The sequence below is a fragment of the Streptomyces sp. NPDC005811 genome (genome assembly GCF_040630405.1).
Lineage (GTDB): Bacteria > Actinomycetota > Actinomycetes > Streptomycetales > Streptomycetaceae > Streptomyces.
On the sequence record NZ_JBEXXK010000038.1, the window covers coordinates 40,604 to 66,267 of the forward strand.

23 protein-coding genes are annotated in these 25,664 nt (G+C 74.4%); 9 read left to right on the forward strand and 14 right to left on the reverse strand.

Features of this window, described 5'->3' with window-relative positions:
- Positions 1-10: 10 nt before the first annotated feature.
- The gene (locus ABZ490_RS33810; protein WP_358998793.1) at positions 11-1,345 is read left to right on the forward strand and encodes a glutamate-1-semialdehyde 2,1-aminomutase; all 1,335 of its coding nucleotides are present in this window, start codon (positions 11-13) and stop codon (positions 1,343-1,345) included.
- A 7-nt stretch (positions 1,346-1,352) separates the two neighbouring features.
- Here the strand turns inward: ABZ490_RS33810 and ABZ490_RS33815 are convergent, their stop codons facing one another.
- The 4 genes from ABZ490_RS33815 to ABZ490_RS33830 form a co-directional block, all read right to left on the reverse strand.
- Positions 1,353-2,081, reverse strand: coding sequence for a phosphatase PAP2 family protein (locus tag ABZ490_RS33815; protein WP_358998796.1), 729 nt, complete (start codon positions 2,079-2,081; stop codon positions 1,353-1,355).
- Positions 2,082-2,282: 201 nt separating this feature from the next.
- Complete coding sequence (locus ABZ490_RS33820) at positions 2,283-3,677, reverse strand: hypothetical protein (protein ID WP_358998799.1); 1,395 nt, start codon at positions 3,675-3,677, stop codon at positions 2,283-2,285.
- A 54-nt stretch (positions 3,678-3,731) separates the two neighbouring features.
- Positions 3,732-4,193: a hypothetical protein gene (locus tag ABZ490_RS33825; RefSeq protein WP_358998802.1), complete on the reverse strand. Its 462-nt coding sequence runs from the start codon at positions 4,191-4,193 to the stop codon at positions 3,732-3,734.
- A gap of 1 nt (position 4,194) precedes the next feature.
- Positions 4,195-4,476 carry a hypothetical protein gene (locus ABZ490_RS33830; RefSeq protein ID WP_358998805.1) on the reverse strand — a complete coding sequence of 94 codons (282 nt, stop codon included), beginning with the start codon at positions 4,474-4,476 and terminating at the stop codon, positions 4,195-4,197.
- Between the two features lie 159 nt (positions 4,477-4,635).
- Between ABZ490_RS33830 and ABZ490_RS33835 the strand changes: the two genes are divergently transcribed.
- From ABZ490_RS33835 to ABZ490_RS33845, 3 genes are read left to right on the forward strand one after another with little or no spacing between them, the layout of a single operon-like run.
- Positions 4,636-6,000, forward strand: a complete 1,365-nt coding sequence (locus tag ABZ490_RS33835; RefSeq protein WP_358998808.1) for a hypothetical protein — start codon at positions 4,636-4,638, stop codon at positions 5,998-6,000.
- The gene (locus ABZ490_RS33840; RefSeq protein WP_358998811.1) at positions 6,000-7,304 is read left to right on the forward strand and encodes a hypothetical protein; all 1,305 of its coding nucleotides are present in this window, start codon (positions 6,000-6,002) and stop codon (positions 7,302-7,304) included. The genes ABZ490_RS33835 and ABZ490_RS33840 overlap by 1 nt, the downstream gene beginning before the upstream one ends.
- 3 nt (positions 7,305-7,307) lie before the next feature.
- On the forward strand, positions 7,308-10,205 hold the full coding sequence (locus ABZ490_RS33845) for a CHAT domain-containing protein (RefSeq protein WP_358998814.1): 2,898 nt from the start codon (positions 7,308-7,310) through the stop codon (positions 10,203-10,205).
- A 30-nt stretch (positions 10,206-10,235) separates the two neighbouring features.
- On the opposite strand, the gene ABZ490_RS33850 is transcribed toward ABZ490_RS33845, so the two are convergent.
- On the reverse strand, positions 10,236-10,766 hold the full coding sequence (locus tag ABZ490_RS33850) for a DinB family protein (RefSeq protein ID WP_358998817.1): 531 nt from the start codon (positions 10,764-10,766) through the stop codon (positions 10,236-10,238).
- A gap of 207 nt (positions 10,767-10,973) precedes the next feature.
- The gene (locus tag ABZ490_RS33855; protein ID WP_358998820.1) at positions 10,974-11,750 is read right to left on the reverse strand and encodes a DUF1775 domain-containing protein; all 777 of its coding nucleotides are present in this window, start codon (positions 11,748-11,750) and stop codon (positions 10,974-10,976) included.
- Positions 11,751-11,896: 146 nt separating this feature from the next.
- On the opposite strand from ABZ490_RS33855, the gene ABZ490_RS33860 reads away from it, so the two are divergent.
- From ABZ490_RS33860 to ABZ490_RS33870, 3 genes are all read left to right on the forward strand, one after another.
- Positions 11,897-12,085, forward strand: coding sequence for a hypothetical protein (locus tag ABZ490_RS33860; protein ID WP_358998823.1), 189 nt, complete (start codon positions 11,897-11,899; stop codon positions 12,083-12,085).
- A 584-nt stretch (positions 12,086-12,669) separates the two neighbouring features.
- Positions 12,670-13,263 (forward strand): helix-turn-helix domain-containing protein, encoded by a 594-nt coding sequence (locus ABZ490_RS33865; RefSeq protein ID WP_358998825.1) that lies wholly within the window; start codon positions 12,670-12,672, stop codon positions 13,261-13,263.
- 85 nt (positions 13,264-13,348) lie between these two features.
- A complete protein-coding gene (locus tag ABZ490_RS33870; protein ID WP_358998828.1) occupies positions 13,349-13,921 on the forward strand; it encodes a MarR family transcriptional regulator in 573 nt (190 codons plus the stop codon).
- A gap of 88 nt (positions 13,922-14,009) precedes the next feature.
- Here the strand turns inward: ABZ490_RS33870 and ABZ490_RS33875 are convergent, their stop codons facing one another.
- From ABZ490_RS33875 to ABZ490_RS33900, 6 genes are all read right to left on the reverse strand, one after another.
- On the reverse strand, positions 14,010-14,855 hold the full coding sequence (locus ABZ490_RS33875) for a fumarylacetoacetate hydrolase family protein (protein ID WP_358998831.1): 846 nt from the start codon (positions 14,853-14,855) through the stop codon (positions 14,010-14,012).
- Positions 14,856-14,866: 11 nt separating this feature from the next.
- On the reverse strand, positions 14,867-15,796 hold the full coding sequence (locus ABZ490_RS33880) for a 3,4-dihydroxyphenylacetate 2,3-dioxygenase (protein ID WP_358998833.1): 930 nt from the start codon (positions 15,794-15,796) through the stop codon (positions 14,867-14,869).
- The gene (locus ABZ490_RS33885; RefSeq protein WP_358998836.1) at positions 15,789-17,249 is read right to left on the reverse strand and encodes an aldehyde dehydrogenase; all 1,461 of its coding nucleotides are present in this window, start codon (positions 17,247-17,249) and stop codon (positions 15,789-15,791) included. Before ABZ490_RS33885 ends, ABZ490_RS33880 begins: the two co-directional genes overlap by 8 nt.
- 123 nt (positions 17,250-17,372) lie before the next feature.
- Complete coding sequence (locus ABZ490_RS33890; RefSeq protein ID WP_358998839.1) at positions 17,373-18,188, reverse strand: acetoacetate decarboxylase family protein; 816 nt, start codon at positions 18,186-18,188, stop codon at positions 17,373-17,375.
- Between the two features lie 12 nt (positions 18,189-18,200).
- A complete protein-coding gene (locus ABZ490_RS33895) occupies positions 18,201-19,433 on the reverse strand; it encodes an NAD(P)/FAD-dependent oxidoreductase (RefSeq protein WP_358998842.1) in 1,233 nt (410 codons plus the stop codon).
- A 4-nt stretch (positions 19,434-19,437) separates the two neighbouring features.
- Complete coding sequence (locus tag ABZ490_RS33900; RefSeq protein WP_358998845.1) at positions 19,438-19,626, reverse strand: ferredoxin; 189 nt, start codon at positions 19,624-19,626, stop codon at positions 19,438-19,440.
- Positions 19,627-19,834: 208 nt separating this feature from the next.
- Between ABZ490_RS33900 and ABZ490_RS33905 the strand changes: the two genes are divergently transcribed.
- Complete coding sequence (locus ABZ490_RS33905) at positions 19,835-21,190, forward strand: glutamine synthetase family protein (RefSeq protein WP_358998847.1); 1,356 nt, start codon at positions 19,835-19,837, stop codon at positions 21,188-21,190.
- Positions 21,191-21,221: 31 nt separating this feature from the next.
- Positions 21,222-22,505, forward strand: coding sequence for a cytochrome P450 (locus ABZ490_RS33910; protein ID WP_358998850.1), 1,284 nt, complete (start codon positions 21,222-21,224; stop codon positions 22,503-22,505).
- Positions 22,506-22,521: 16 nt separating this feature from the next.
- Here ABZ490_RS33910 and ABZ490_RS33915 read toward each other — a convergent pair whose 3' ends face one another.
- Both ABZ490_RS33915 and ABZ490_RS33920 read right to left on the reverse strand, forming a co-directional pair.
- Positions 22,522-23,331: a VOC family protein gene (locus ABZ490_RS33915; RefSeq protein WP_358998853.1), complete on the reverse strand. Its 810-nt coding sequence runs from the start codon at positions 23,329-23,331 to the stop codon at positions 22,522-22,524.
- Positions 23,332-23,422: 91 nt separating this feature from the next.
- Complete coding sequence (locus ABZ490_RS33920; protein WP_358998856.1) at positions 23,423-25,570, reverse strand: SpoIIE family protein phosphatase; 2,148 nt, start codon at positions 25,568-25,570, stop codon at positions 23,423-23,425.
- Positions 25,571-25,664: the final 94 nt, after the last annotated feature.

Below are 25,664 nucleotides of genomic sequence, written 5' to 3' on the forward strand. Positions count from 1 at the left end.
TGAGGTCGGTGTGGACACCGAAGACACCCAAGTGCTCGCCCTGCCCCGGTCGCGGACGGCGAACGAGCGGCTGCACGCCCTGATCCCCGGGGGCGCGCACACCTACGCCAAGGGCGACGACCAGTACCCCGACAACCTGGCCCCGGTCATCAGCCACGGCCAGGGTGCCCATGTGTGGGACGTCGACGGCAACCGCTATGTCGAGTACGGCTCCGGCCTGCGGTCGGTCAGCCTCGGTCACGCCCATCCCCGGGTGATCGAGGCGGTGCGGCGGGAACTCGACCGCGGCAGCAACTTCGTCCGGCCCTCCATCGTGGAGGTGGAGGCCGCGGAGCGCTTCCTGGCCACCGTGCCGACCGCCGAGATGGTGAAGTTCGCCAAGAACGGCTCCGACGCCACCACCGCCGCGGTGCGCCTCGCCCGCGCCGCCACCGGGCGGCCGCGGGTGGCGCTCTGCGCCGACCACCCGTTCTTCTCCGTCGACGACTGGTTCATCGGCACCACGCCGATGTCCGCCGGGATTCCGGCGTCGACCAACGAGCTGACCGTGGCGTTCCCGTACGGGGACCTGGCCGCCACCGAGGAACTGCTCACCCGGTACGAGGGCGAGGTCGCGTGTCTGATCCTCGAACCCGCCACCCACTCCGAGCCGCCGCCCGGGTACCTCGCCGGTCTGCGCGCGCTGGCCGACCGGCACGGCTGCGTCCTGATCTTCGACGAGATGATCACCGGTTTCCGCTGGTCCGAGGCGGGCGCCCAGGGCCTGTACGGCGTGGTCCCCGACCTCTCCACGTTCGGCAAGGCGCTGGGCAACGGGTTCGCCGTCTCCGCGCTGGCCGGGCGCCGCGATCTGATGGAACTGGGCGGACTGCGGCACTCCGGCGACCGGGTGTTCCTGCTGTCCACCACGCACGGCGCGGAGACGCACTCCCTGGCGGCGGCGATGGCCGTGCAGGCCACCTATGTCGAGGAGGGCGTCACGGCACGGTTGCACACCCTCGGCGAGCGGCTGGCCGCCGGGGTCCGGGAGGTCGCGGCCGGCCTGGGCGTCGGCGACCACCTCGTCGTCCGGGGGCGGGCCAGCAATCTGGTCTTCGCCACCCTCGACGAGCACGGGCAGCCCTCGCAGCGGTACCGCACGCTGTTCCTGCGCCGGCTCCTCGCGGGCGGGGTGCTGGCCCCGTCGTTCGTGGTGAGCAGCGCGCTCACCGAGGCCGACATCGATCACACCGTCGAGGTGGTGGCGCAGGCGTGCGCGGTGTACCGGAAGGCACTGGACGCCACCGATCCCACGCCGTGGCTGGCCGGGCGGCCGGTGAAGCCCGTGTTCCGGCGCCTGGCGTGACCTCATGTCAGCGTCGCTCCCGTCGGCCGGTCCCGACCGTCCGGTCGGTGGCCCGCTCGGTGGTCCCCTGAGCGGTCCGATCGTCGGGCCGGGCCGTCAGCCGGTCGGCCGTCCGGTCGACCAGCCACGCGGTCGCCGGTGTCAGCGCCAGCGCGGTGCACCAGCCGCCGAGGACGTCGGTCGGGTAGTGCGCGCCCAGGGCGACCTGCGCCCAGCCCATGGCGGCACCGGCCACCAGCGCCGCGCCGAGGACGAGTGAGGTGCCGGCCGTCCTGCCGAGGCGGAGCCGGTCCGCCGCGAGCAGGGCCACGGCGACGGCGAGCGAGGTGAGGAAGGCGGTGTGCCCGCTCGGATAGGACAGGTTCCCGTCGTGGATGGTGCGTCCCACGAGGGACTTGAGCAGCGTCGCCGTGGTCACGGCGGCGCCTGCGCCGGCCACGACGAGCACCGCCGCGCGGGGCCGGCGGAGCAGCAGACAGCCCGTGACGGTGGCGACGACCACCGTCACGGCGCCCGTCGGCTCCCCCAGGAAGTCCAGGGCCAGGGCGACCTGCCGCCAGGCCGGTGTCACCCCGTCCACCACCGCCGAGATCCGTGTGTCGACGGGGCCGGGGCGGCTGTCGTCGGCGTACCGGACGCCGAGCACGACGACCAGCAGTGAGGCGAGGGACGCCATCAGCCCGAGCCACCCCCGTACCGACGGGGGCAGTACCGCGGGCGCCGGCCGGCCGGTCACGCGCGGCCCGCGGGGCTCTGCCGTGACCGGTGGACGGTGTTCCGGATCCGTAACAGCACTTCTCCCGTGGCCGGTTCGGAATCGGTCTGCGGGCGCCGGCTGCCGCCGGCCCCCTCCGGCACCCTAACGAACACGGGCCTCGGGGCACACCGCGATCGGGTTGTGGGCGGGTCAACACTCCTTGAAGTCCATGGGGTGACGCTATGCCCGGTGATCGGTGGGTGTCGATCCCGCGGCCCGCAGGACGTCCAGAGCCGCCCCCGCCACCGCGCTCGTCCGGTGCCCGCGGAGGTCCAGGACGGGGCCCGGGTTCGACAGACCGTGGGACGCCAGCAGGTTCATCAGGGGCCAGAGGGCGGCGGAGCGCCGGGGCAGCGGGACGGCCCGGCCGTCGGGGGTGACGACCGTGGCGGCGGTGACGCCCGCGAGGAGGACGGTGCGGCTCCAGTCGACGTCGTACGACCTGCCGCCCGGGCCGACGACGAGGACCACCTCCCGGGTGTGGTGCAGGACGGCGAGGTAGTTCATCGGCACGGTCAGCCGCCGGGCGGCGACGAACGGGGGTGTGCCGTCCGCCGGCCGGATCCGCAGGACCGTGTCCAGGACGGGGCCGTGGTCCTGGAAGGTGGTCCTGCCGCGCATCTCCAGGAACCTGGCCCGCACGAGATGTCCGCCGTGCCGCGCCCACCGCCGGCCGGCGGTGCCGAACCCGCCCTCCTCGCCCGGGAGTCCGTCGGCCGGCAGACGTGCCTCCTCCCCCGGTTCGGTCACCGGCGCCCGCTCCTCGGGGACGGCGCGGGCGTGGTCGGCGACGGCGCCGTAGCGGGCCGCCGTCTCCGGGTCGAGGCGGCGCAGGTCGATCGTGTCGCCGACCATCTCGACCCCTCCGACCGACCGTGAGATCCGCATCTGGGCGAGCTGGCGGTGCGGTTGCCGGGTCACGTCGGCCGTCCGGCCGTCGAGGCCGACGACCCGGCAGGTGCGCGTGCCCGCCAGCAGGAGGCTGCGCGGCCAGTGGACGTCGACCTTCTCCGGGCCCCCGGTACCTGGCGGGTGGACGAGGACGGCCAGCCGGCCCGCCGTGATCGCCGACAGGCACAGGGACGGCACCCGCCACTCGTCCGTGACGTCGAACCCGTCGGCCCCCTCGGCGGGATGCACCCGCAGCCTCATCCTCACCACCGGGGTGAACTCCGCGGGAGCGTAGTCGCCCCCGTACGTCGTGAACGTCGCACCCCCTTCGGGGCTGTAGCTCACGAGGGACGCCTCCACGACGTCCGCCCGCACCAGCCGGGCGGCGGCCGGGCCCGGTGCGGACCGGGGCGCCCCCACCACGAAGGTGTCGTCGCCGTACCCTCCGCCGCCGGCCCGCACGAGGTCCCCGCGCGTGATCCGGGGGAAGTCCTGCCGTGTGCTGGTGAGGGCCACGACGGGGATCAGGGCGGTGCCGGCCGCGCCCAGCGCGCAGACCGCCCAGCCCCAGCGCGCGCCGTCGTGCCAGGCGGCGTACCCGACGACCAGAAAGGCCGGGGCCACCGAGAAGCAGACCGCGGCGAACACGAGATGACCGACGAACGTACCGGCGAAACCGCGCACGTCTTCTTCCTCCGTTGCTGGTCGGATCGGCCGGCGTACGGCCACGGGGGCGGCTCAGAAGACCACGCGGAAGACCCCGCGGGACGGGTCGACGACGGCCGTGAGCCGCAGTCCCACGCGCAGGGCGTCGTGGGACGAGCGCCGCCAGGCCGTCTCGAACGTCGTGAACCCCGGCCCGACGACCCGCAGTCCGACCGTGACGCCGACGCTCTCGCCGTCGTCCCAGTCGGTCAGCTCCGTGATCTCCGCGGTCGCCGGTACCCCGACGGCGTCGAGCCGCCGGTTGCTCTCCCGCTCGAAGCCGGTGTGCGCCCAGAGCCCCAGGCCGACCGGCAGGAAGACCACCGTGAAGACGAGGCCCATGCCGAGGAGGTCCGCGCCCGCGAGGAAGTGCGCGCCCAGCATCACCGGTCCGCACAGGGCCGTCAGCGCCGCGCTGCCGTACAGGGAGGCCGCGTCCCACGGGCCGACCCGCGACACCTGCGTCCACCGGATCCCGTCCGTGTCGTCGCCCATGTCAGTGCCGCGGGGCCGGGGGCGGCAGGCTCTCCGCCAGCCGGTCCGCCAGAGCCCGCAGGCCGGGGAGCAGCGGGGCGTCGTACGGGATGGAGTGCCGTCTGCCGTGCCGGGTGACGATCTGCGCGAGGCGCCTGCGGCCGGTGCCGAACTCCAGCCGGGGCCTTTCCCAGACGTGGTAGCGGGCGTCGTCGACGTAGCCGAACACCTCCAGCACCCGGCCGTCGAAGGCGAGCAGGACGTGGTCGTTCGCCGGTGCCTCGTACGGCGGGGCCGGCGTCACGGGGTCACCCCGGGCCCGGCGCGGTCCTTCCTCATCTGTCCCATGGCCGCCTCTCCTTGTGGTGGGCCGGTGCGGTGCACGGTGGGGACGGTAGGCGGACCGGGGCGTCTACCGATCCCAGGTTCGCCCGCCCGTCCGGGGGCGACGTACGCTCCCCCCATGCCGCCCCCGCGCCAGCCGGCCGCCGCGTCCCGGCCCCGTGCCCTGGTCATCGACCATGCCTGGCGGGGTCTGGGGCCGGGCCTGGAGCCGCTGAGCGGCCCCGGCGGTGCCCCGTTGACGCGGACCGTCAAGCTGATCGTGCTGCCGCTGATCGTCCGGCCCGCGCTGCGGCCCGGCCTCGCGGCGGACTTCCTCGCCCCGGCGCAGGCCGCACAACTGGAGGCACTGGTCCGGGAGTCCGGGGCGCGGCTGGCGGCGACGGCCCGCTGGTTCACGCTGCTGAAGAAGGCCCGGCGGGCGCTGGGCGTCGTGGCCGGGAACCCCCAGGACCTGTACTTCCAGCGCTGCTTCGAGCTGGCCACCGAGCACGGGGCGCCCTCGGCCGGTGCCGACGCGGTGGCCCGGGCGGTGGTCGGGGAGGTGGCGGACGCGGACGGCGGACGCACCGTCGAGGCGCTGCGGGAGCACCTCGCGGACGCCGGCCGGCGGGCCCGGATCGACGCGGAACTGGCCGTCGCGTGGGAGAGCCGTACGACCGTCCCGTCGAGCGGTGTCGCCACGGGGCTCGCGCTGGCCGCCGAGGCCCTGGACGCGTGCGGCGGTGGGCCCGGTGACTCACCGGCGTACGTCGCCCTGGTCGGGGCGGGGCACGGCGCCCGGTTCGGCCGGGCCCTGTGGGCGCGTGCGAGCGGGGTCTGGGGCGCCGAGGGGCCGCCGGGCCCGCTGGGGCTGACCGCGCACCGGGTGCCGCCCCGGCCGGCGGCCGGCCACGGCGCCTCCACCGCCACGCTCCCCGCGCCGCTCGACCGCACCCTCTGCGAACGGCTCTTCGTGGTGCTCCAGTCGTCCGCGCGGCGCGCGGAGCTGCCGGCGGTCCCGGAGCTGGTCGCGCGGGAGACCGGCCGCAGCTGTGCCCCGCTGGGCCTGTACGACGAGAGCCTGCGCGTCGCCGTCCTCCTCGGCGGACGGCTCGCCGTCGGCCTCGACCCGCTGGGCACCGGCGGCAGCGGGCCGGAGCCCACCGCGGCGCACCGGGCCGTCAACGGCCGCTGGCGGAGGGAGGCTTCGGTCCTGCGCGCCCGCCGGATGACCGTCTCCCCCCGCCCCGACCCGGACGGCGGCGCCCTGGAGGCCCTGGCCCGGGACCTCCGCACCCCCTGGGCGGCCTACATGCGACGGCTCTGGGTACGGCTGCACGGGCGGGACGTGCACGGGGCGCCGCTGGCGGACCTCGCGTCGGCCTGGGCGGTGCTGGACGGGGTCGCCCGCTCGGTGATGATGGACCACCGCGCCAAGGTCCGGTCGGCGCTGCGCACCCGCCCGGTGGCCGACGCGGAACCGGCCGAGCCGAGGAGCGCGTGATGGCGGGGGCCGGACCGGACGTCCGGGTCGCCCGGGACGAGGACGGCACGATCAGGGTCACGCCCGGTCCCGTCCCCGGGGCCACGGGGGCCCACGACGAGAGGGGCGCCGTCGGCGCGGACTTCACGCGGTCCGTGCTCGACGTCGCGGGGGCGGTGCTGTGCTGGCCCGTCCTCGGGGAGCCGGTCCTGCCGGTGGCGGAGATCCACGACGCGGGTCGGGCCCAGCAGTGGCTGTGGGCGCTCTACGGCGAGCGCGTCGCCGCCGCCGTGCACGAGGCGGGGGCGGGGGCGGGGGACCCGGCGGGCACGCCCGTCGGGGCGGAGCCGTCCGCCCTCGCGGGCGCCGCCGCCCGGCTCGGCCTCGCGCACTGGGCGGCCCGGTGGTGGCCGGCCTCCTACCCGGACGGCGTCCCGGCGCTCGAACCGGACGTGCTCGGCCTGGAGTCGGCCGCGCTCACCCACCGGTGCCAGCAGTTGTTCGACGACGGCGACGACCAGCCCGACGACTGCGCGGCCGAACTGATCGAGGAGCATCGGGCCGCCCTGGCCCCGCTGCTGCGCTGGTGGCGGACGGCGCCCCGACCCGCGGACACCGCACGCCACGTGGACGACGTCCTGCGGCTGATCGACGACGCGGCGGACGGTGCCGGGCTCGACGGGACCGAGTTGCGCCGGCTCCACTCGGCCCTGGACCGGGGACGGGACCACGGACGTACGGACGCCTCGGACACCACGGACACCACGGCCGGCCTCGGCGCGCTGTTCGCCCGGCAGGACGGCTACGCGCTCGCCGCGGACGGTCCGCCCACCGGGGGCGGCGGCCGGGTGATCGCCCGGGGCCGGGGGACCAACGACTGGCGCCGCTACCCGCCGGGGCTCGTGGACGCCGCCGAGGACGCGGTGTCCTGGACGGCGCGTGCGCTCGGAGCGCGGCGGCAGATCGAGGTCGAGGCCCTCGCGCACGTCGCGGCGCCCGCCACCGGGGTGCTCCTCGTCGCGGAGGTCCGGGTCGGCGGTGGCAGCCCCGGCCGGGTGCCGCTCACCCGGCGGGACGACGTGTGGACCGGCCGGGCGGAGCTGGACCCGGGCACCGGGCCGCCGCGCATCGACGTCGAGGTCCTGCTCCCCGGCTTCGACCCGGGCGCCGGTCCCGGGGCCCGCGCCCGCCGTGACGCGATCCGCGCCCTGGCCCGGCGGCGGCTGGCCGACGCGGCCCGGCCCCCGGCGTACGGCGCCCACGAGGGCGTACCGGAACCGTTCCTCGCCGAGACCCTCGCCGCCGCCACCCGTGAGGACCACTGACCGATGACGGACACGACAGACGCCTGCGGCGCGCCGCCGCAGCTGTACGGGGAGCCCTTCGACGGCGGCTACGCGCGGGCCCACGCGCACCACCTGGCCGCCGAGTTCGGCGCCGCGTGCGCCGCCTACGACGAACTGCTCGGCCTGGCCGAGTCCCTGGAGGACTCCCCCGACGTCCGGTTCCTGCGCGCGCATCTGCTGGCCGACCTCACCAGCGTCCTCCTCTCCGCGTCGGACCTGCCCCGCGCCGAGGACACCAACCGGCGCTCGCGCGCCCTGCTCGACGGCATCGCGTCGGCGCCGATGGGACCGCGCGGCCGTCAGCTGTGGCGGGAGATCCTGCTGCGGACGCTGGTCGCCGGGTCGGCCGTACTCGCCGGCACGGGGCGCCCGGACGAGGCCCTCGCCCGTCTCGACGAGGCGGCGGACCTGCTGCCCGGGTTCGACGACCCCGACGGGCTGCGCGCCGCCGAACTCGGCCTGGGCCGGGTGCTCCTGCTGATCGACCGGGGCGAGTGGGGCACCGCCGAGGAACACGCGACGCTCCTGCTGTCCACGACCCCGGCGACCGCGGCGGAGACCCTCCCGCGGCTGCTGACCGCGCTCGGCTCGATCTGCTGCGCGACCGGGCGGTACGACGCGGCCGAGGACCACTTCGCCCGCGCGGAGGACGGCTTCCGGGCGCTGGGCGACACCGGTCAGGAGCAGTCGCTGCTCGCGCACCGGGCGTTCCTCGCCCTGGAACGGGGTGAACTCGACCTGGCGGAGCGGATGTTCGCCGAGGCGTCCACCGTCTTCGAGCACCGGCGGCAGTTCGGGGATCTGGCGGCCTGCGAGCAGGCGCGCAGTCATCTCGCCGGTCTGCGCGGCGACACCACGGGGGCGCACGACCTGATGACGGCGAGCCTGGCGCGCTTCGCCCGGCTCGGCGCCACGGTCGCCGCCGCCGACACCATGCTGCTGGGCGCCCAACAGGCCTACGAGCGGGGCGACATCGAGGAGATGAAGCGGCTCGCCCAGGAGGCCCGTGACGTCTACCAGGAGCGGGCGATCCATGAGCGGTGCGCCCAGGTCGACCTCATGCTCGCGAGGACCCTGGAGGACGACCTGGACCGGTCCGGCCACGCCGGCCGTCCCGGCCACGGGACGGCCTCCGTCGACACCGCGCTCTCCCTGGCCCTCCCCGCCGCGCTGACCCTGGCCGCGGCGCGCCACGACTTCGTCACCGCCCACGCGCGCAGTCAGTGGCTGCACCTGGCCGACGAAGCCATGCGGTTGGTGTTCCGGCTCGCCGTACGCCGCGGGGACCAGGGGCTCCTCTTCGAGCTGGTGGAACACCGCTGCGCGGGCGCGGGCCTGGCCCTGGACGCCACACCGGGCGCCGCCGAGGACGGCGGGACGCCGGTCTTCCCGGACCCGGCCATGAAGACGTACGGCGACGGCGAGGGCGGGGCGCTGGCGCTCGGCGGTGTGGCCGCCGATGCCGCCGGGTCCGCCGGACTGCGGGTCGCGCCGCCGCCGAAGGTACGGATGTCGGCGGAGTCCGGCCGGGTCGCGCTCCAGGAGTTCATCGCCGCGGCCGAGTTCCGCTACCGGCGGCCGATCGTGGCCGAGGAGGACGTGCCGTTCTGGAACACCGAGGAGCTGACGAGCCGCCCGGTGGTCCAGGTCCGGCTGGCGGACGCGGGGGACCTGTTCCTGACCTGGACCTGGGCCGGGGGCGCCCGGGGGTTCGGCACCGGGCGCGGCCCGGCCGCTGAAGTCGACATCGCCGTAAGGGAGTTGATGGCGGCGCTGCCCGGGACGGGCGAGGGTGCGGCGGGGGTGCGGCGCGCGTTCGCGTCCGGTGCGCTGACCGACCGGGACGCCGAGCGACGGCTCGCGCGGACGCTGGGCGAGGCGCTGTGGCCGGACAGGCTGACGGCGCAGCTCCGGCAGGTGGCGGAGCGCGCGGGCCGGCCACTGGTCCGCATCCAGCCCTCGCCCCGGGTCGCCCAGGTCCCCTGGGAACTGCTCGCCGTCGACGACGGAGACACCCGGCTCATCGACCTGGCGGACGTGGTGACGACGGCACCGACGTCGTTGCGGCGGCAGCGGACCCCCGGGCGTCCGGCGCCCGGCAACGGCCCGGTCGTCCTCCTCCTCGACCCCCGCGTGCCCGGCTTCCGGGCCGACTCCCCGCTCGGCTCGGTCCTCGGGCCGCCCGGATCCGACCCGGACCTGCTCTCCCTGGTCGCGCGCCACCTCGGCACGGGCGCCGTGGAGCCCACTGCGGCGACCCCGGCGGAGGCCTTCCGCCGCACCGACCTCGACCGGGACTGGCTGGGCGAGGTGCTGCGCAAGGGCGCCCGCAGACTGCTGTACGTCGGTCATGTCAGCGGTGCGCCGGTCGAGGGCGGGCAGAGCGAGGACGGCGCCCTGCATCTGTGCTGCGGTCCGCGGACCGCCGGCCTGACGGAGCCGGTCCGCACCCATCGGCCGCTGTCGGCCAAGGACCTCCTGCTGGGCACGCTGCCCCTGCGCGACGACGGCGAGCCCGGGGCGCGGATCTGGCCCGCGCCCCCGCGGGTCGCCCTGATCGGCTGCGAGAGCGGCGGCGATCTGCGGTTCGCCGAGTCGTTCGGCCTGGCCACGGCGATGCTCCACAACGGCGCGGACCTGGTCACCGCCACCCGCTGGCCGCTGCCGACCAGTTTCGCCTTCCACCGGCTGGCCGGAGTGCCCGAGCGGGTGCGCCCCTTGACGGACGCGATCGTCGCCGTCGACGCCGCCCACGAGGACGAGGACCCCGTACGACGGCTCGGCCGCTGGCAGCGCGAGTGCCTGGACCGCTGGCGCGCGGAGGGCCGCATCGAGCACGCGCCCCTCCTCTGGGCCGCGCTGACCTGCATCGTCGTATGAGGCCCGGGGGAACCGGCGACCGGTCCGGGGCTAGAGGCAGTCGAGGACGAGGTAGCCGTCGATACGGCGTGTGTTCCCGCCGTCGGGGTCCGGCGGGAGTGCGTGGCCGAGGGCGTCGGCGCGGACCTCGCCGATCCACTGGTCGTGCTGGTACTCGTGGTTGACGAGCGTGGTGAGCAGATGGGTCGCGACGACGGTGAGCTGGGCGGGCGCCCCGACCCGGCCGGCGGCGATGTCGCCCATCCGGGCGTGGACGCGTTCGGCGACGGTGTCGCGGAAGGCGGTGAGCCGCTCGACGGTGGGCAGCGCGCCGCGGAACCTCTCCGGGTTCGCCGAGTCCATCAGCGCGTCCAGCTCCGGGTCGGGGCTCGGTTCGGCCGCGGTGAGGTTGCGGATCATGAAGTGGGCGACATGGGCCTGGTGGCCCAGGTGCCAGCCGATGGCGCTGGAGTTCTCGTGCGGGCGCCAGGTCACCTCGTCGGGGGTGAGGTCCTTCCAGAGGTCGTCGGTGTAGGCGCGAGCACGGTCGTACTCGCGCAGCAGTGCCGCTATCTCGTGCATACGGTCGCCTCATCTGTGCTCGGGGGGCGTCCTCGCCTCGGCCGACGCCGGAGTGCCCGGTTCCGCTCGCACGGTAGGACGTCCCGCGCCCTTTCCGGTAGAGGATCATGGGAAATGGCGCCATAGGCAGCCCTTATGGAGACGGGAAGGTGCCCCCGTCCGGTCCGGGCGAGGGCACCTTTCGTGCCGCGCGGGTGAGGCGTCGGATCAGTCCTCGGCCGCCGTCGAGCGGCGCCGGACCAGCCACCACGCGCCGCCGCCCAGCACGGCGAGCGCCGCGATCGCACCACCGGCGATCAGCCCGGCCGAACCGCCCCCGTCCTCACCCTTCTTCTCTTCGTCCTTCTTCTCTTCGCCCTTCTTCTCCCCGGCGGTCGTGGCGGCCGACGCCGAGGGGGCGGCGGCGGGCGCCGTCGCGGTCACCGAGGGCGAGGCGGTCGCCGTGGGGCTGGGGCCGATCGGTGTGGCACCCGCCGCGGCGGCCTTGAGCTTCAGCACGGGCGCGGGCTGTTCGGGCTCCGCCCCGCCGCCCGGCAGCTCGATCCAGCGGGAGATCTCGCCGTCGCTGTACGTCTCGACGGTCTTGAAGGCGATCTCCTCGGCGTCCGGCAGCTGCCTGACCTTGACCTTGTACTCGGCGTCGGTGCCGACGGCGAGCTTCGGACCGCCGAGGGTGTAGCCGTCGGCCGTGGCCTTGAACGTCCAGCCCTTGGGGGCCTCGACGAGCGTGACGTCACCCGGTGCGATGCCCTCCGGAAGGACGACGCGCATCTCGGTGAAGCCCGCCTCGGCGGACTCCGCCTCGGAGACGAAGCTGAGGGTGACGTTCTCGGCCAGGGCCCGCGCGGTGTCGGCCTCGACCTCCGCGTGGGCGAAGGCGGGCCCGGCCAGGGCGAGGGCGGCGGTCAGCGCGAGGACGCCGACGGCACCGGCCCGCCGCGCGGTGCGGACGGACGGGGACGGGGACGCGGGGAACGGACGCACAGGAGGACTCCTTGCTGGTACGGGGACCCGGCGGGCCGAAGCCGGCCGGCCGGGGTGAGGGAAGGACCGGGACGTGCGACCGTCCCGGGGGTCCCCTGCGCACCAGCGCGTGTTCCAGATCGCGTGTCCCCGCCGCGACGGGCGGGGTGAAGTGGCCGGTCCGGTCCCTGGCCGCCGACGGCTCGTGGAGCGTTCCGCGGACGAGCGGCGGCAGCACCCGCGCCAGCACGGCGCGCACGGCCGACCGCACGGTCCGGGCCGCCGCCAGGGCCACCGTCACGGCGGTGTCGGCGCGGTGGAGCAGCCAGGCCGTGGCGAGCGCCGCCAGCAGGTGAGCCACCGTCATGGCCGTGCCCGCGTGATGCGGGACGTGCCCGTCCATCAGCGCGGCATGAACGGCGTGACCGGTATGACCGACATGACCGGTGCGGCCGGTGTGCCCCATGGGGTCCATCCCCGCCCCGTGCCCGCCACCCGCCCGGGCCAGGGCGAGGTGCAGCCCGGTCTGCGCCACGAGGGTGCAGCCGACGGCCACCGGCAGGGAGAGAGAGCGCCGGACGAAGGGCCTGGCCAGCGCGCACTGAGCCACCGTGAAGACGGTCACCAGCCGCCACGGCACCGCCTGTTCGGTGACGGCGTGATGCCCCAGGGCTGCGAGCACACTGCCGACGAGCGCGAACAGCCCGGCTCGCACCCACGCGGAGGCACGGTCCGGCTTCTTCGCGGTCACCTCGACGTATACGGAGGAAACACCGGGGCCGTTCAGGAAAACCCGTGTTCAGAGGCCCGGTCGGCGGCGCGTCCTAGGTCCGATCGCCGAGGCGGAGTCCGTCCGTGGGCCCATCCCGGGGGCGGGGCACGCCGCTACCCTGGGCCGTCGATCGCGGCCGTGGTCGGGACCGGGAGTACGGGAGGGCCGATGGAGGCTCGGGGCGGTGGCGCCGGGGCCGGGCGCAGCGATGCCGTCCGCAATCGTGCCCGGCTGCTGGAGGCCGCGCGGCGGCTGGTCGGCGAGCGCGGTGTCGAGCAGGTGACCATGCAGGCGGTCGCGGAGGAGGCCGGGGTCGGCAAGGGCACCCTGTTCCGCCGGTTCGGCGACCGGGACGGTCTCCTGCTCGCCCTGATCGACGAGGCCGAGGCCGGGTTCCGGACGGCGTACACCTCGGGTCCCCCGCCCCTGGGCCCGGGCGCACCGCCGGTGGAGCGGCTGGCGGCGTTCGGCTGCGCGCTGATCGACCGGGTCGCGGCGACCTCGGACCTGGGCGCCGCCCTGGGACGCCGGCTCCTGCCCCGGCACCGCAGCGGCTCCGCGACGGGCCTCGCCTTCCGCGCCCATGTCGCGGACCTCCTGCGCGAGGCGGGCGTCGAGGGTGACCACGAGATGCTCGCCCAGGCCCTGCTCGCCTTCACCGACTTCGAGACGATGGACTATCTGGGCGGCTCCTGCGGGATCCCGGCCGACCGTCTCCGGGCCGCCTGGGCGGACCTGGTACGGCGGGTGACCCGCCCCTGAAGCCCCTGGTCGGCGCCGGGGTGTCCCACTCGTATAATTTGACTCCGAACGATCGACCGATGATCGCATCGAAGGGAGCGTGCCAGTGCCTGGGCACCGGTCCATCACCGAAGCGGAGAAGCTGGCCGCGGCCAAGCTCGGCGGGATACCGATCCATCGCGAGCAGATGGCGGTGGTCGCCAACATCTACCGCGCCGCGTCGGCCGTCCGCCAGCACCTGGAGAACTCCGTGCTGCGCGGCGCCGATCTGACCTGGACGGCGTTCGTCGTGCTCTGGGTGGTGTGGGTCTGGGGCGAGTCCGAGACCCGGCATGTCGCGGAGGAGGCCGGTATCTCCAAGGGCACGCTCACCGGGGTCTCCCGGACCCTGGAGGGGCGCGGGCTGCTCCGGCGGGCCGGTCACCCCTCGGACGGCCGGCTGGTGCTGCTGAGCCTCACCGAGGAGGGCGAGACGCTGATGCGCCGTCTGTTCCCGGAGTTCAACCAGGAGGAGGCGTTCGTCGCCTCCCGGCTCAGCGACGAGGAGTGCCGCGGTGTGGCCGAGGGGCTGCGCCAGGTCGTCCGGCAGGTCGAGGAGCACGGCGAGGAGCGCCGGCTGACCCTCCTCGACGGCGCCGAACCCGCCCCGCGCCGCAGCGGCCGACGGGCGAAGGGCTGAGCGACGCGGAAGAACTGAGCGACGCATAGGGGCGCCGCGCCGCCGGCCTCGCGGGTCGTGGCGGTGCGGCGCCTTCGCGTGGGCGCGGTCAGCGGCGCGGCGGGCGGATGCCGCGGAACTCCCAGTCGCCGCCGAGGGCCGTGGAGAGGACCTCCTCCGACTCGGTGGGCTGGGCGCCGACGTCGGTGCGGATCGCGGTGGGCCCGGTGACGACGTGGTTGGTGAGCCGGCCGAGGCCCTCGACCTCGACCTCGACGACGTCGCCCGGCTGGACGGGACGGGAGTTGGCCGGGGTGCCGGACAGCAGCACGTCGCCGGGGTACAGGGTGATGGTGCGGGCGATGTCGGCGACCAGGTAGTGCATGTCCCACTGCATCTCGTCGGTGGAGCCGTCCTGGACGACCTCGCCGTTGACGTAGGTGCGCAGGTACTTGCCGTGGAAGTCCCAGTCGGTGACCAGCCCCGGGCCGAGCGGGCACAGCGTGTCCGAGCCCTTGACCCGGAGCATGGAACCGGCGTCGGTGTCACGGAAGTCGTGCAGCCCGTAGTCGTTGGCGACGGTGTAGCCGGCGATGTGGTCGCCCGCCTCGGCCGGGGAGATGTTCCGCGCGGTCCTGCCGATGACGATGGCGACCTCGCCCTCGTAGTTGAGCCACTTGCAGCCCTCGGGGCGCACGATCGCGCCCTGGTGGGAGTTGAGGGCGGAGGTCGGCTTGTGGAAGTAGGTGGGGGTGTCGGGCAGCTGGATACCGAACTCGTCCACGCGGCTGCGGTGGTTGAGGTGGACAGCGATCACCTTGGACGGGACGACCGGGGGCAGGTGCTGCGCCTCCTCGGTCTTGACGCGGCGGCCGTCCCCGGCGACGAGCTCGTCCCCGTCGACGGTGACCTGGACGGCGGCGCCGTCGAGGAGGATACGGCGGTACTCGGGCATGACGGTGGCTCCTAGATACGGCTGTGAGGGGTGCGCTGGGTCTGCTGGACTCCGCTGCCGGTCCAGCCGTCGGCGGGGCGGTCGAACCACAGGTGGACCTGGCCCGTGCCGACGGAGTTCTCGTACTCCCCGTACTGCCGGGCCTTCGCGGTGCAGGCCTGTTCGCCGAGGGCGCCGGCCATCATCAGGTAGTGGAAGAACTTCGCCTCGGGCTTGACCTTCCAGAACGCGTCCATGGTGTCGAGGACCTTGTCGTGGCGGCCCTCCTTGAACCAGGCGATGCGCTCGTAGTCCGCGTCCCGGGCCTCGGGGGTGCGGATGTGGACCGGGTCGCTGGACTCGTGGTCGCGCAGTTCGCGCAGTGGCCAGAAGGTGTGCGAGAGCGCACCCGAGGCGATCAGCAGGACGCGCCGCCCCGGCGTGGCGGCGATCCCGTCGGCGAGCGCCCGCCCGAGCCGCAGATGGTCCTCCATGTCACCGGTCTGGCAGACGCCGATGGTGACCCACCGCTTGTCCGGCAGCCCCTCCCCCAGGAACTTCCAGAGGTTGGTGGTGGCGTAGTAGATCGGCAGGTAGTCGTCGTCGATCGCGGTGATCCAGGTGCCGTGCTTGTCGGCGAACCTCTCCACGTTGCGGGCGAGTTCGGGGTCGCCGGGGAAGTCGTACGGCATCCGGCACATCCCCCGCGGCAGTTCCTCGGAGGTGAACAGTCCGGCCCGCCGCTGCTGGGCGGTGACGACGAACTCGACGGTGGTCGCCCAGTGGGAGTCCAGGACGACGACGGTGTCGTAGTCGTCGCGCTCGAAGACCTCCCGGCGCAGCTCGTTCAGGCCGGTGACGAGGGTGATCTCCTTGCCCTCGTTGAGCTCCAGCCGGTCCGCCTCCGGCAGCACGATGGTGGGCACATGGGCGAGCAGCCCGGCCCCGACGATCTCACCCACGGTCGGTCCACCCCTTCGGCGCGGTCACGGTGTTCTTCAGGTCGCAGTAGAAGTCGAAGCTCCAGGTCCCGCCCTCCCGGCCGACGCCGGAGTGCCGGGAGCCGCCGAAGGGCGCCTGGAGATCGCGGACGAAGAAGCAGTTCACCCACACGGTGCCCGCGACCAGCTGCGCGCCGACGCGCTCGGCGCGCTCGCGGTCACCGGTGGCGAGCGTGGCGGCCAGCCCGAACCGGGTGTCGTTGGCGAGCCGGACCGCCTCCTCCTCGTCGGCGAAGGTCTGGAGGGTCAGGACCGGCCCGAAGACCTCCTCCTGGACGATCTCGCTGTCCTGGCGGACGTCGGTGAGCAGGGTCGGCGCGTAGAACTGGCCGTCCCCCCGCCGCCCGCCGATCACGGCCTTGGCCCCGCCGGCGAGGGCCCGCTGCACGAATCCGTCGATCTTCTCCAGCTGACGCGGATGGATGTTCGGCCCGATGTCCGTGGCCTCGTCACGGGGGTCGCCCTGGACGAGCGCGCCCGCCCTCTCCACGAACCGCCGGGTGAACTCCTCCGCCACCGACTCCTCGACGAGGAAGCGGGTCGCGGCCAGACAGACCTGCCCGGCGTTGTCGTACTGCTCGACGGCGAGGTCGACGGCGAGGTCGAGATCGGCGTCGGCGAACACCAGCAGCGGTGACTTGCCGCCGAGTTCGAGACTCAGCGGGGTGAGGTGGGCCGCGGCCGACTCCGAGATCCGCTTGGCCGTGGGCACCGAGCCGGTGAAGCTGATCCGGCGCACGTCCGGGTGCGAGGTGAGCGCGTCGCCGATCTCGGAGCCGTAGCCCTGGACGACGTTCAGCACCCCGGCTGGCAGCCCCGCCTCGGCGGCGATGTCCGCGAGCAGGGAGGCGGTGAGCGGGGACCACTCGGCGGGCTTGAGGATCACGGTGTCGCCGGCCGCGAGGGCCGGGGCGACCTTCCAGGTGGCCAGCATCAGCGGCGCGTTCCACGGGGTGATCAGCACACAGGGGCCCGCCGGGTCCCAGGACACGTGGTTGGTGTGCCCGCGGGTCTCGAAGTCCTCGTGCCCGAGCGTGAGCAGCCAGTCGGCGAAGAAGCGGAAGTTGTGCGCCACCCGCGGCATCACACCGCGCCGGTGGGACCGCAGCAGCGCCCCGTTGTCGGTGGTCTCGACGATGGCGAGCTCTTCGAGCCGCTTCTCCACCCCGTCGGCGATGGCGTGCAGGATCCGCGCCCGCTCGGCCCACGGGGTGGCGGCCCAGCCGGGAAAGGCGGCCTTGGCGGCGGCGACGGCGGCAGCGGCCTCGGTGGGCGTACCCCGGGAGATCTCGCCGAGCGCACTCCCGTCGATGGGCGAGTGATCGGTGAAGGTGTCGGCGGAGGCGACACGCTCGCCCCCGATCCAGTGCCGGGTGTCGACGGAGACACCGGCGACATTGATCTTGTGGGACATGAGCAAGGGTCCAATCTCGATTAGGGGGACTGCCGCTTACCTAGGGGCGCGGGGTTGTGCCGATCGGCGGCTCCGCCGCGTGGGCGCGACCAGCCACAACGCACCCGCACCCGACCACCGGCCTCACTCAGCGGCACTCGCTCCCGACATACCGGACTCCAACAGACGCCCCCCGTCCCACACCACCCCGACCTGCCGGTAGTACGCCGCGATCGGCTCCCGCACCTCCAGCCGCGCCAATTCCTCCGTGGGCGCCTCGAACAGCTCCAGCTCCGCGTCCCCGGCCCACGCCTGCCCGCCCTCGAAGGACGCCGCGCCGGACTCGATCAGCTCGTCCAGGGCCAGTCCCTTCCCCTTCTCGATGGAGGGCAGCCACCGGTGGTGGGCCATCGGGTGCCCGTTGACGAACCCGTTCGTCGCCGACGGCTCCCGCAGCGTCACCACCGTCTGGGCCAGCCGCCGGTCCGCGGCGGCGAGCGTCGCCCCGAACCGCGCCCCCGCCTCGATCCGCGGCGCGGGCCCGTAGGGATGGGGGCGCGTCTGGTGGATCGAGCCGAGCTTCTTCGGATAGCCCTGGTGCAGCCCGCGGGCGATCGCGAAGTCCTTGTCGACCCAGATGTAGACGCACCGCGAGTAGGTCTGCCCCCGGTAGCTGCAGCGGACGACCGCGAAGGCCTCCTTGTACTGGGCCAGCACCGGGTCCAGCAGTTCGTCGCCGGAGGCGGAGCAGGACTGCCAGTCGGCCCAGATCAGCGCGACCGCGCCGGGGTCGTCCTCGGCCAGGTCCAGGGGCTCGGGCAGGAGTTCACGCACCCGCGCCGGGTCGGTGCGGTACTCGACGGTGAGCAGGTCGCCGGAGTAGCGCCACGGCGGGGACGGGATCAGCGACGAGGCTCCCGTCGCGGTCTTGGGGGAGAAGAAGCCACGGACAGCGGACATGACGGGGGTTCCTTACGCGGTGAGGGCGGGCTGCTGGAGCAACTGGGCGCGGTACCGGGCGGCGCCCAGCGCGGCGGCCTGGCCGCCGAGCGCGACGACGCCGACGAGCCGGTCCGTGTGGTGGTAGCCGACGAGGAGGTCGCCTTCCGGACGGCCGTCCGTATCGCCGTCCGGGTCGCCGTCCAGGACCCGGACGTCACCGAGGCCGAGGACGGGCGCGCCGAAGGACTGGAGCCGGAAGTCGTGCTGGTCGCTCCAGAAGGTGGGCAGCGGGGCGAACGGGGCCGGCTCCCGCTCCTCGCCGAGGAGATGGCCGACGAGCGCCTTCGCCGCGTGCCGGGCGGTGTCCGTCGGGATCGACCAGTGCTCGACCCGGCGCGGTACGCCGTCGTAGCGGGCGTTGGGGAAGCGGGCGACGTCGCCGACCGCGACGACCTCCGGCCGGCCGCCGACCCGGAGCCGTGCGCAGGTGAGGACGCCGTCGGTGAGGTCGAGGCCGTTGTCCTGAAGCCATTCGACGTTGGCGACGGAGCCGACCGACTCCACCACCACGTCGGCGGGCAGCACGGTGCCGTCGGACAGGACGACCCCGGTCACCCGGTCGGTGCCCTCGAACCCAGCGACTCCCGTGCCGAGCGCGAAGCGCACCCCGCGCCGCTCGTGCCGCCGCAGCAGGGCGCGGCCGAGCAGGTCGCCGAGGGGGCCGGCCATGGGCAGCGGCAGCGGATCGACGACGGTCACCTCGCCGACGCCGAGGCCCACCGCGGTCGCGGCGACCTCGCAGCCGATGAACCCGGCGCCCACCACGACCACCCGGACGCCGGGGCGGGTCAGTTCGTCGCGCAGTCCCCGGGCGTCGGCGAGGGTGCGGACCGTGTGGCGGCCGGGGAGCGGGCCGGGGCAGCGCAGCCGACGGGGGCGCATGCCGGTGGCGACGACGAGACCGTCGTACGGCAGCGTGGAGCCGTCGTCGAGGGTGACGGTCCGTTCGTCGAGGCGGGCGCCGACGGCCTTCGTGCCGAGCCGCCACTCGACGTCGGCGGCGGCCGCCTTCGGGGTGAAGGCGAGCGACTCGAAGGGGGCCCGGCCGGCCAGTACCTCCTTGGAGAGCGGCGGCCGGTTGTAGGGCATGTGCGGTTCCTCGCCGACGACCGTGACGGCCCCGGTCCAGCCGGCCGCCCGCAGCTGCTCGGCGGCGCGCAGGCCGCCCATCGAGCCCCCGGCGACGACGATGCGTCCGGTCATGGGGTCAGTCCTCGATCCGGATGGCCTGCAGCGGGCAGACGTCGGCGGCTTCCTCGACCTCGTCGCGCAGCGCGTCGTCGGGGTCGGGGACGTAGGCCAGGCGTCCGGCGTCGTCGAACGAGAAGACGTCCGGGGCCGCGAAGACGCACTGGCCGTGGTCCTGGCACTTGTTCATGTCGACGACGACCTTCATGGCCGCCCTCCTCACGCTCGCAACTCGTTTGGCTTCAAACAACATAGGAAGCCGCCCAGCCCTGGTCAATACCTGTCCAGGTGGATAAATTTTTCGGCGCACCCCCTTGCGGGGCGACGACCCCTCTCCATACCGTTCGGGACCAAACGATTAGCCGGGTACGAGGGAGCACCAGGGAGTCCCCGCCCGTCCGCTCAAGGAGACTTCGGTGAGCGCATCAGACATCCCAGACATCCGCCGCCACATGGAGCGGCTCGCCGCCGAGGGCGTCGACGTGGTCCGGGTGATCTACCCCGACCTCATCGGCACGGACCGCGCCCGTGACGTCCTGCTGGACCATCTGCCCACGGCCTGCGCCCATGGCCTGGCCTTCTGCCGCGCCGTCTACCACACCTCGCCCCAGGGGGACGTGGTCCCGGTCGCGGGCGGCCTGGACGCCGGGCTGCCGGACGTGTGCGTCCGCCCCGACCTGTCCACGCTGACCGTGCTCCCCTGGGAGCCGGGCGTCGCGGCCTGTCTGGGCGAGGTCACCGACCCGGCGACCTCGGCCCCCGCCCCCGAGTCCCCGCGCGATCTGCTGCGGGCCGTCCTCGCCCGGTGCGCCGAGGAGGGCCTCAGCCCGGTCGTCGGCCCCGAGCTGGAGTACTTCCTGCTGGAGCCGGCCCCCGGCAGCCCCACCGGCTGGCGCCGTTCGCCGGAGACGACCGGCGCCGTCTACACGGCCGGTCTGCGCGCCGACCCGGACAACCATCTGCTGCGCACCCTGCGGCTGCTGCGCGACCTGCGGATCGGCGTCACCAACGGCAACCACGAGTTCGACGGCGGCCAGTACGAGATCAATCTGACCCACTCCGGCGCCCTGGACGCCGCCGACCGCGCCTTCCGCTTCAAGGCCGCGGTGAAGGAGCTGGCCCGGCGGGAGGGCCGGCTCGCCACCTTCATGGCCAAACCGTTCGGCGAGGCGGGCGGCTCCGGGTTCCACCTCCATCTGTCCTGCGAGGACCCCGACGGACGCAACGTCTTCGACGACCCGTCCGGCGCCCACGGGCTGTCGGCCACCGCCCGGCACGCCGTCGCCGGTGTCCTCGCGCACGCCCCCGCCCTCGCGGCGCTGGCCAACCCGACCGTGAACTCGTACAAACGCTTCGGCCCGGACACCCTCGCCCCCTGGCTGATCGACTGGGGGCTGGACAACCGCAGCGCGATGCTCCGGATCCCGCCGGAGCGCGGCTCCGGGGCCCGCCTCGAGCTGCGGCTCGGCGACGCGAGCGCCAACCCGTACCTGCTGATCGCGGGCACGGCCGCGGCGGCCCTGCTGGGCGTCCGCGCGGGCGAGGAGCCCCCGGCGCCGCTGGAGGGCTACGGCTACGACACCACCCGCGCGGCCCTGCTGCCGCCCACCCTGTCCGCCGCGCTGGACGCGCTGGAGGCGGACACCGCCCTGACCGACCTGCTCGGCAAGGACTTCACCACCGCGTTCCTCACCTACAAGAGGGACGAGGTCGCACGCTTCCAACGGCATGTCACCGACTGGGAGTTCACCGAGTACGCCTACCACCTGTGACCCCCATCCCCGTGACCCCGAGGACCCACCGATGACCGAGATCCTGACCCCCGCCGTGCACGAGCCGCTGCCGCTGGCGGACGTGAACCTCGCCGACCTCGACCGCTTCACCGACGGCGTCACCCCGTGGCGCATGTTCCACACCCTGCGCCACGAGGACCCGGTGCACTGGCAGCCCGAGGACGCCCCGAACTCCGGCTTCTGGGCGGTGACCCGGCACGCCGACATCGCCCGCGTCGACCGGGACGCCGAGACCTTCACCTCCACCCGGTTCGTCAACCTGGAGGAGGTCGACGACGACCAGATCAAGAAGCGGGCCTCCATCCTGGAGCTGGACGGCGTGCGGCACCGGGCGCTGCGCAGTGTGATCCAGCGCCAGTTCGGGGCGAGCGTGATCAACAGTTACGGCGACTTCCTGCGCGGGCTGACCGCGAGGACCCTGGACGCGGCCCTCACCAAGGGGACCTTCGACTTCGTCGCCGACGTCTCCGCCGACTTCCCGATCAATGTGCTGGCCCGGCTGCTCGACGTACCGCCGGAGGACAACCAGAAGCTCATCGACTGGGGCAACCGGATCATCGGCAACACCGACCCCGACTACGCGGACGTGCTGCTGCACAGCGCGGAGAGCGAGAAGTACCGCGATCTGCCGTTCCGCTCCCCCGCCTCGGTCGAGGTCTTCGAGTACGGCCGTGAGCTGGCCCGGCAGCGGCGCGGCAAGGACGGCTCCGACCTGGTGTCGAAGCTGGTCAACACCACCCCGCGGGACGGGGTGCCGCTGTCGCCGCAGGACTTCGACAACTACTTCCTGCTGCTGGTCGTCGCCGGCAACGAGACCACCCGGCACACCATCTCGCACTCCATGCTGGCCCTGCTCCAGCACCCCGAGCAGCTCGCCCGCCTCAAGGACGACCCCTCCCTCATCCCCACCGCGGTCGAGGAGTTCCTGCGCTGGGCCTCCCCCGTCTACCACTTCCGCCGCACCGCGACCCGGGACGTCGAGCTCGGCGGCAAGCACGTCAAGGAAGGCGACAAGGTCGTCATGTGGTACGCCTCCGGCAACCGTGACGAGGAGGTCTTCGGCAACCCGTACGACTTCGACGTCGCCCGGCAGCACAACGACCACGTCACCTTCGGCAAGGGCAGCCCGCATCTGTGCCTGGGCAATCTGCTCGCCCGCACCGAGATCCGGATCATGTTCGAGGAGCTGATCCCGCGGATCGCGGACATCCGGCTGGCCGGGGACGTGCCGCGGGTCCGCTCCAACTTCGTCAACGGCATCAAGAAACTGCCGGTGGAGGTGACGCTCGACTGACGCCCGGCCGTGGTGCTCAGTTCCCGGTGGCCCCGGTGGGCCTGAGCAGCACGAAGTCGGCGTCGGCCGGGTCGACGCAGACCGCGACGCGGCCCACGCCCTCCGCGTCCGCCGGTCCCATCTGCACACGGCCGCCGTGGCCGGTGACCTCGGCGACGGCGGCGTCGCAGTCGGTGACGGTGAAGACCGGGTGCCAGTACGGGTGGCCGTCCGCGAGGGCGAGGTCCTGCTCGCGGACCTCCATCAGCCCGCCCTGCATCCGCTCCTCGGGCAGCCCCTCGGGGGTGATGAGGGTGTACGTGCCTCCACCGCCCGGCATCTCCATGTCGCCGAACCGCCAGCCGAGGACCTCGCCGTAGAACTCCTTGGCGGCCCGCGCGTCGGTCGTGTGCAGCTCGGTCCAGGACAGCGAGCCCGGCTCCTCGACCAGCTCGAAGCCCGCCTCGCTGCCCGGCTGCCAGACGGCGAACTGGCCGCCCTGGGGGTCGCTGTACTGCGCCATCCGACCCCATTCGCCGAGGTCACGGGGTGCCACCCGGACCGTGCCGCCCGCCCGCCGGACGGCCTCGGTGGTGGCGTCCGCGTCGGCCACGTCGTAGTAGATCATCCAGGCGGAACGCGCCCCCTCCTCGGTGAGCTTGCCGAGCCCGGCGACGGTCTTCCCGTCCTTCTTGAACATCCCGCCCTGGCCGGCCTCCCCTTCGCCGCCCATGGGCTCGTAGTCCCAGCCGAGCACGGCGTGGTAGAAGTCCGCGGCGGTCCCTACGTCGGGGGCGCCGAGGTCGATCCAGCAGGGGACACCGGGAGTGGGGTCGGTGGTGATCACGGGGATTCCCTTCCGCAGCCGCGAGTCCTGGTCCCTTCAGCCTGACACCGGCGGGGGACCCCCGCCCGTCGGCCGCCTCCTGAGCTCCCTCCTAGGGGAAGGCGGGCTCCGGGAGGCCGGCCGAGTCGTCGAGCTGGGCCCAGACCGTCTTGCCGTGGCGGGCGTGCCGGGTGCCCCAGTGTTCGGCGAGCCGGGCGACCAGGAGGAGACCGCGGCCGCCCTCGTCGTCGGCCCGGGCGCGGCGCTGGTGGGGGGTGGTGCTGCCGGCGTCGGAGACCTCGCACAGCAGACCGCGGTCGTGGATGAGGCGGAGCCCGATGGGCGGGGTGCCGTAGCGGATGGCGTTGGTGACCAGTTCGCTGACCACCAGCTCGGCGGTGAAGTCGAGCCCGTCGAGCCCCCAGTCGGCGAGCTGCCGGGCCACCTCGGAGCGGGCCCGGGAGACGGCGGCCGGATCGGGCTCCAGGTCCCAGCCGGCCACCCGGCCGTCCCCGAGGACGTGGGTGCGGGCGAGCAGGAGGGCCACGTCGTCGTCGGGGCGGTCCGGCAGCAGGGTGGACAGCACGGCGTCGCAGGTGGCCTCCAGGTCGTCGGCGGGCCGGGCGAGCGTCTCGCGGAGCAGGGCGAGGCCGGTCTCGACGTCGTGGTCGCGGGCCTCGATCAGGCCGTCGGTGTAGAGGGCGAGCAGGCTGCCCTCGGGGAGCTCGACCTCCACGGCCTCGAACGGCAGCCCGCCCAGGCCCAGCGGGGGCCCCGGCGGCAGGTCGAGCAGGGCGACGGTGCCGTCCGCGGCCGTCACCGCGGGCAGCACATGGCCGGCCCGGGCGAGCGTGCAGCAGCGGCCGACGGGGTCGTAGACCGCGTACAGACAGGTGGCGCCGATGTCCCCGGTGTCCTCGCGGTCCGGGTCGGCGGCGGCCTCGGCGGACAGCCGCAGCACCACGTCGTCGAGGTGGGTGAGGAGTTCGTCGGGCGGCAGGTCGATGTCGGCGAGGGTGCGGACGGCGGTGCGCAGCCGGCCCATGGTGGCGGCGGCGTGGATGCCGTGGCCGACGACGTCCCCCACCACGAGGGCGACGCGGGCCCCGGACAGCGGGATCACGTCGTACCAGTCCCCGCCGACCCCTGCCCGGCCCCCGGCGGGCAGATAACGGGAGGCGACCTCCACGGCGGACTGCGGGGGTGTGCGCGGCGGGAGCAGACTGCGCTGGAGGCTGAGGGCGGTGGCGCGGGCGTGCGTGTAGCGGCGGGCGTTGTCGACGGCGACGGCCGCGCGGGCGGCGATCTCCTGGGCGAGCAGCAGGTCCTCGTCGTCGTAGCGGTCGGGGTTGCGGTGGCGGCAGAACCGGGCGACGCCGAGGGTGGCGCCCCGGGCGCACAGGGGGACGACCAGGGTGGAGTGGACCGGGGGGCGCCTTTCCGGTGGGGTGTCGGTGGGCGGGGTGTCGGTGGGCGGGTCGGTGTGGTGGCGTACCGGGCGGCCGGTGGTCAGGGCGCGGTCCGGGGGTGAGCCCTGCGGGTACGTGTGGAGCCGGGGCGTCCCGTCGTACGGATCGCCCGCGGGGCGCCGGGCGAACCGGCGCAGGGCGAGGGGCCGTTGCGCCGGGGTGTCGGGGCCGTGGAGCGCGGAGTCGAGCAGATCGACGGTGGCGAGGTCGGCGAAGTGCTCGGTGGCGAGATCGGCGAGCTCCTGGGTGGTGCGGGCGACGTCGAGGGTGGTGCCGATGCGCATCCCGGCCTCGTTGACCATGGCCAGCCGCCAGCGCAGCCTGCGGTCCCGTTCCCGCTGGAAGGCGACCACGCCCTGCTGGGAGGTGCGGTCCACGTACGCGGTGGTGATCGCGATCAGGCTGCGGGCCGCCGCGGCGATCAGCCCGGGGTCGCGCGTCAGCCGCGGCAGCTGGGCGAGCAGCCGGTCCAGGACGATGGCCTGGGCGAGGCGGTGGGCCCGCAGCATCGCGGTGACGGGGGTGCCGTGCCGGGCCAGCCGGCGGGCCCGGTCGGCATCGGCGGCGGGCGGATCGATCCGGTCGGGGTCGATGCCGTGCGCGAGGCCGGCCAGCGCGCCGACGAGATGCTCGGTGATGTTCCGCGAGGCCATCCGGCCGATGCCCGGGTCGTCCCACAGGTCCGGGACCTCCTCGCGCAGGCACACCTCCACGTCCGCGATCAGCCCGTCGACCTGCCGCCCGAGCTCCTGCGCGGCTCGGGCGACGACGGTGTCCGCGGTGACGTCCACACGTCGACGTTACGCCGTACGGGGGTCACGCACCGCCGGGGCACCGGGCGCCCCGCCGGGAGGGCCGACTAGTTTCTTGCTCGCCAATGTGCAA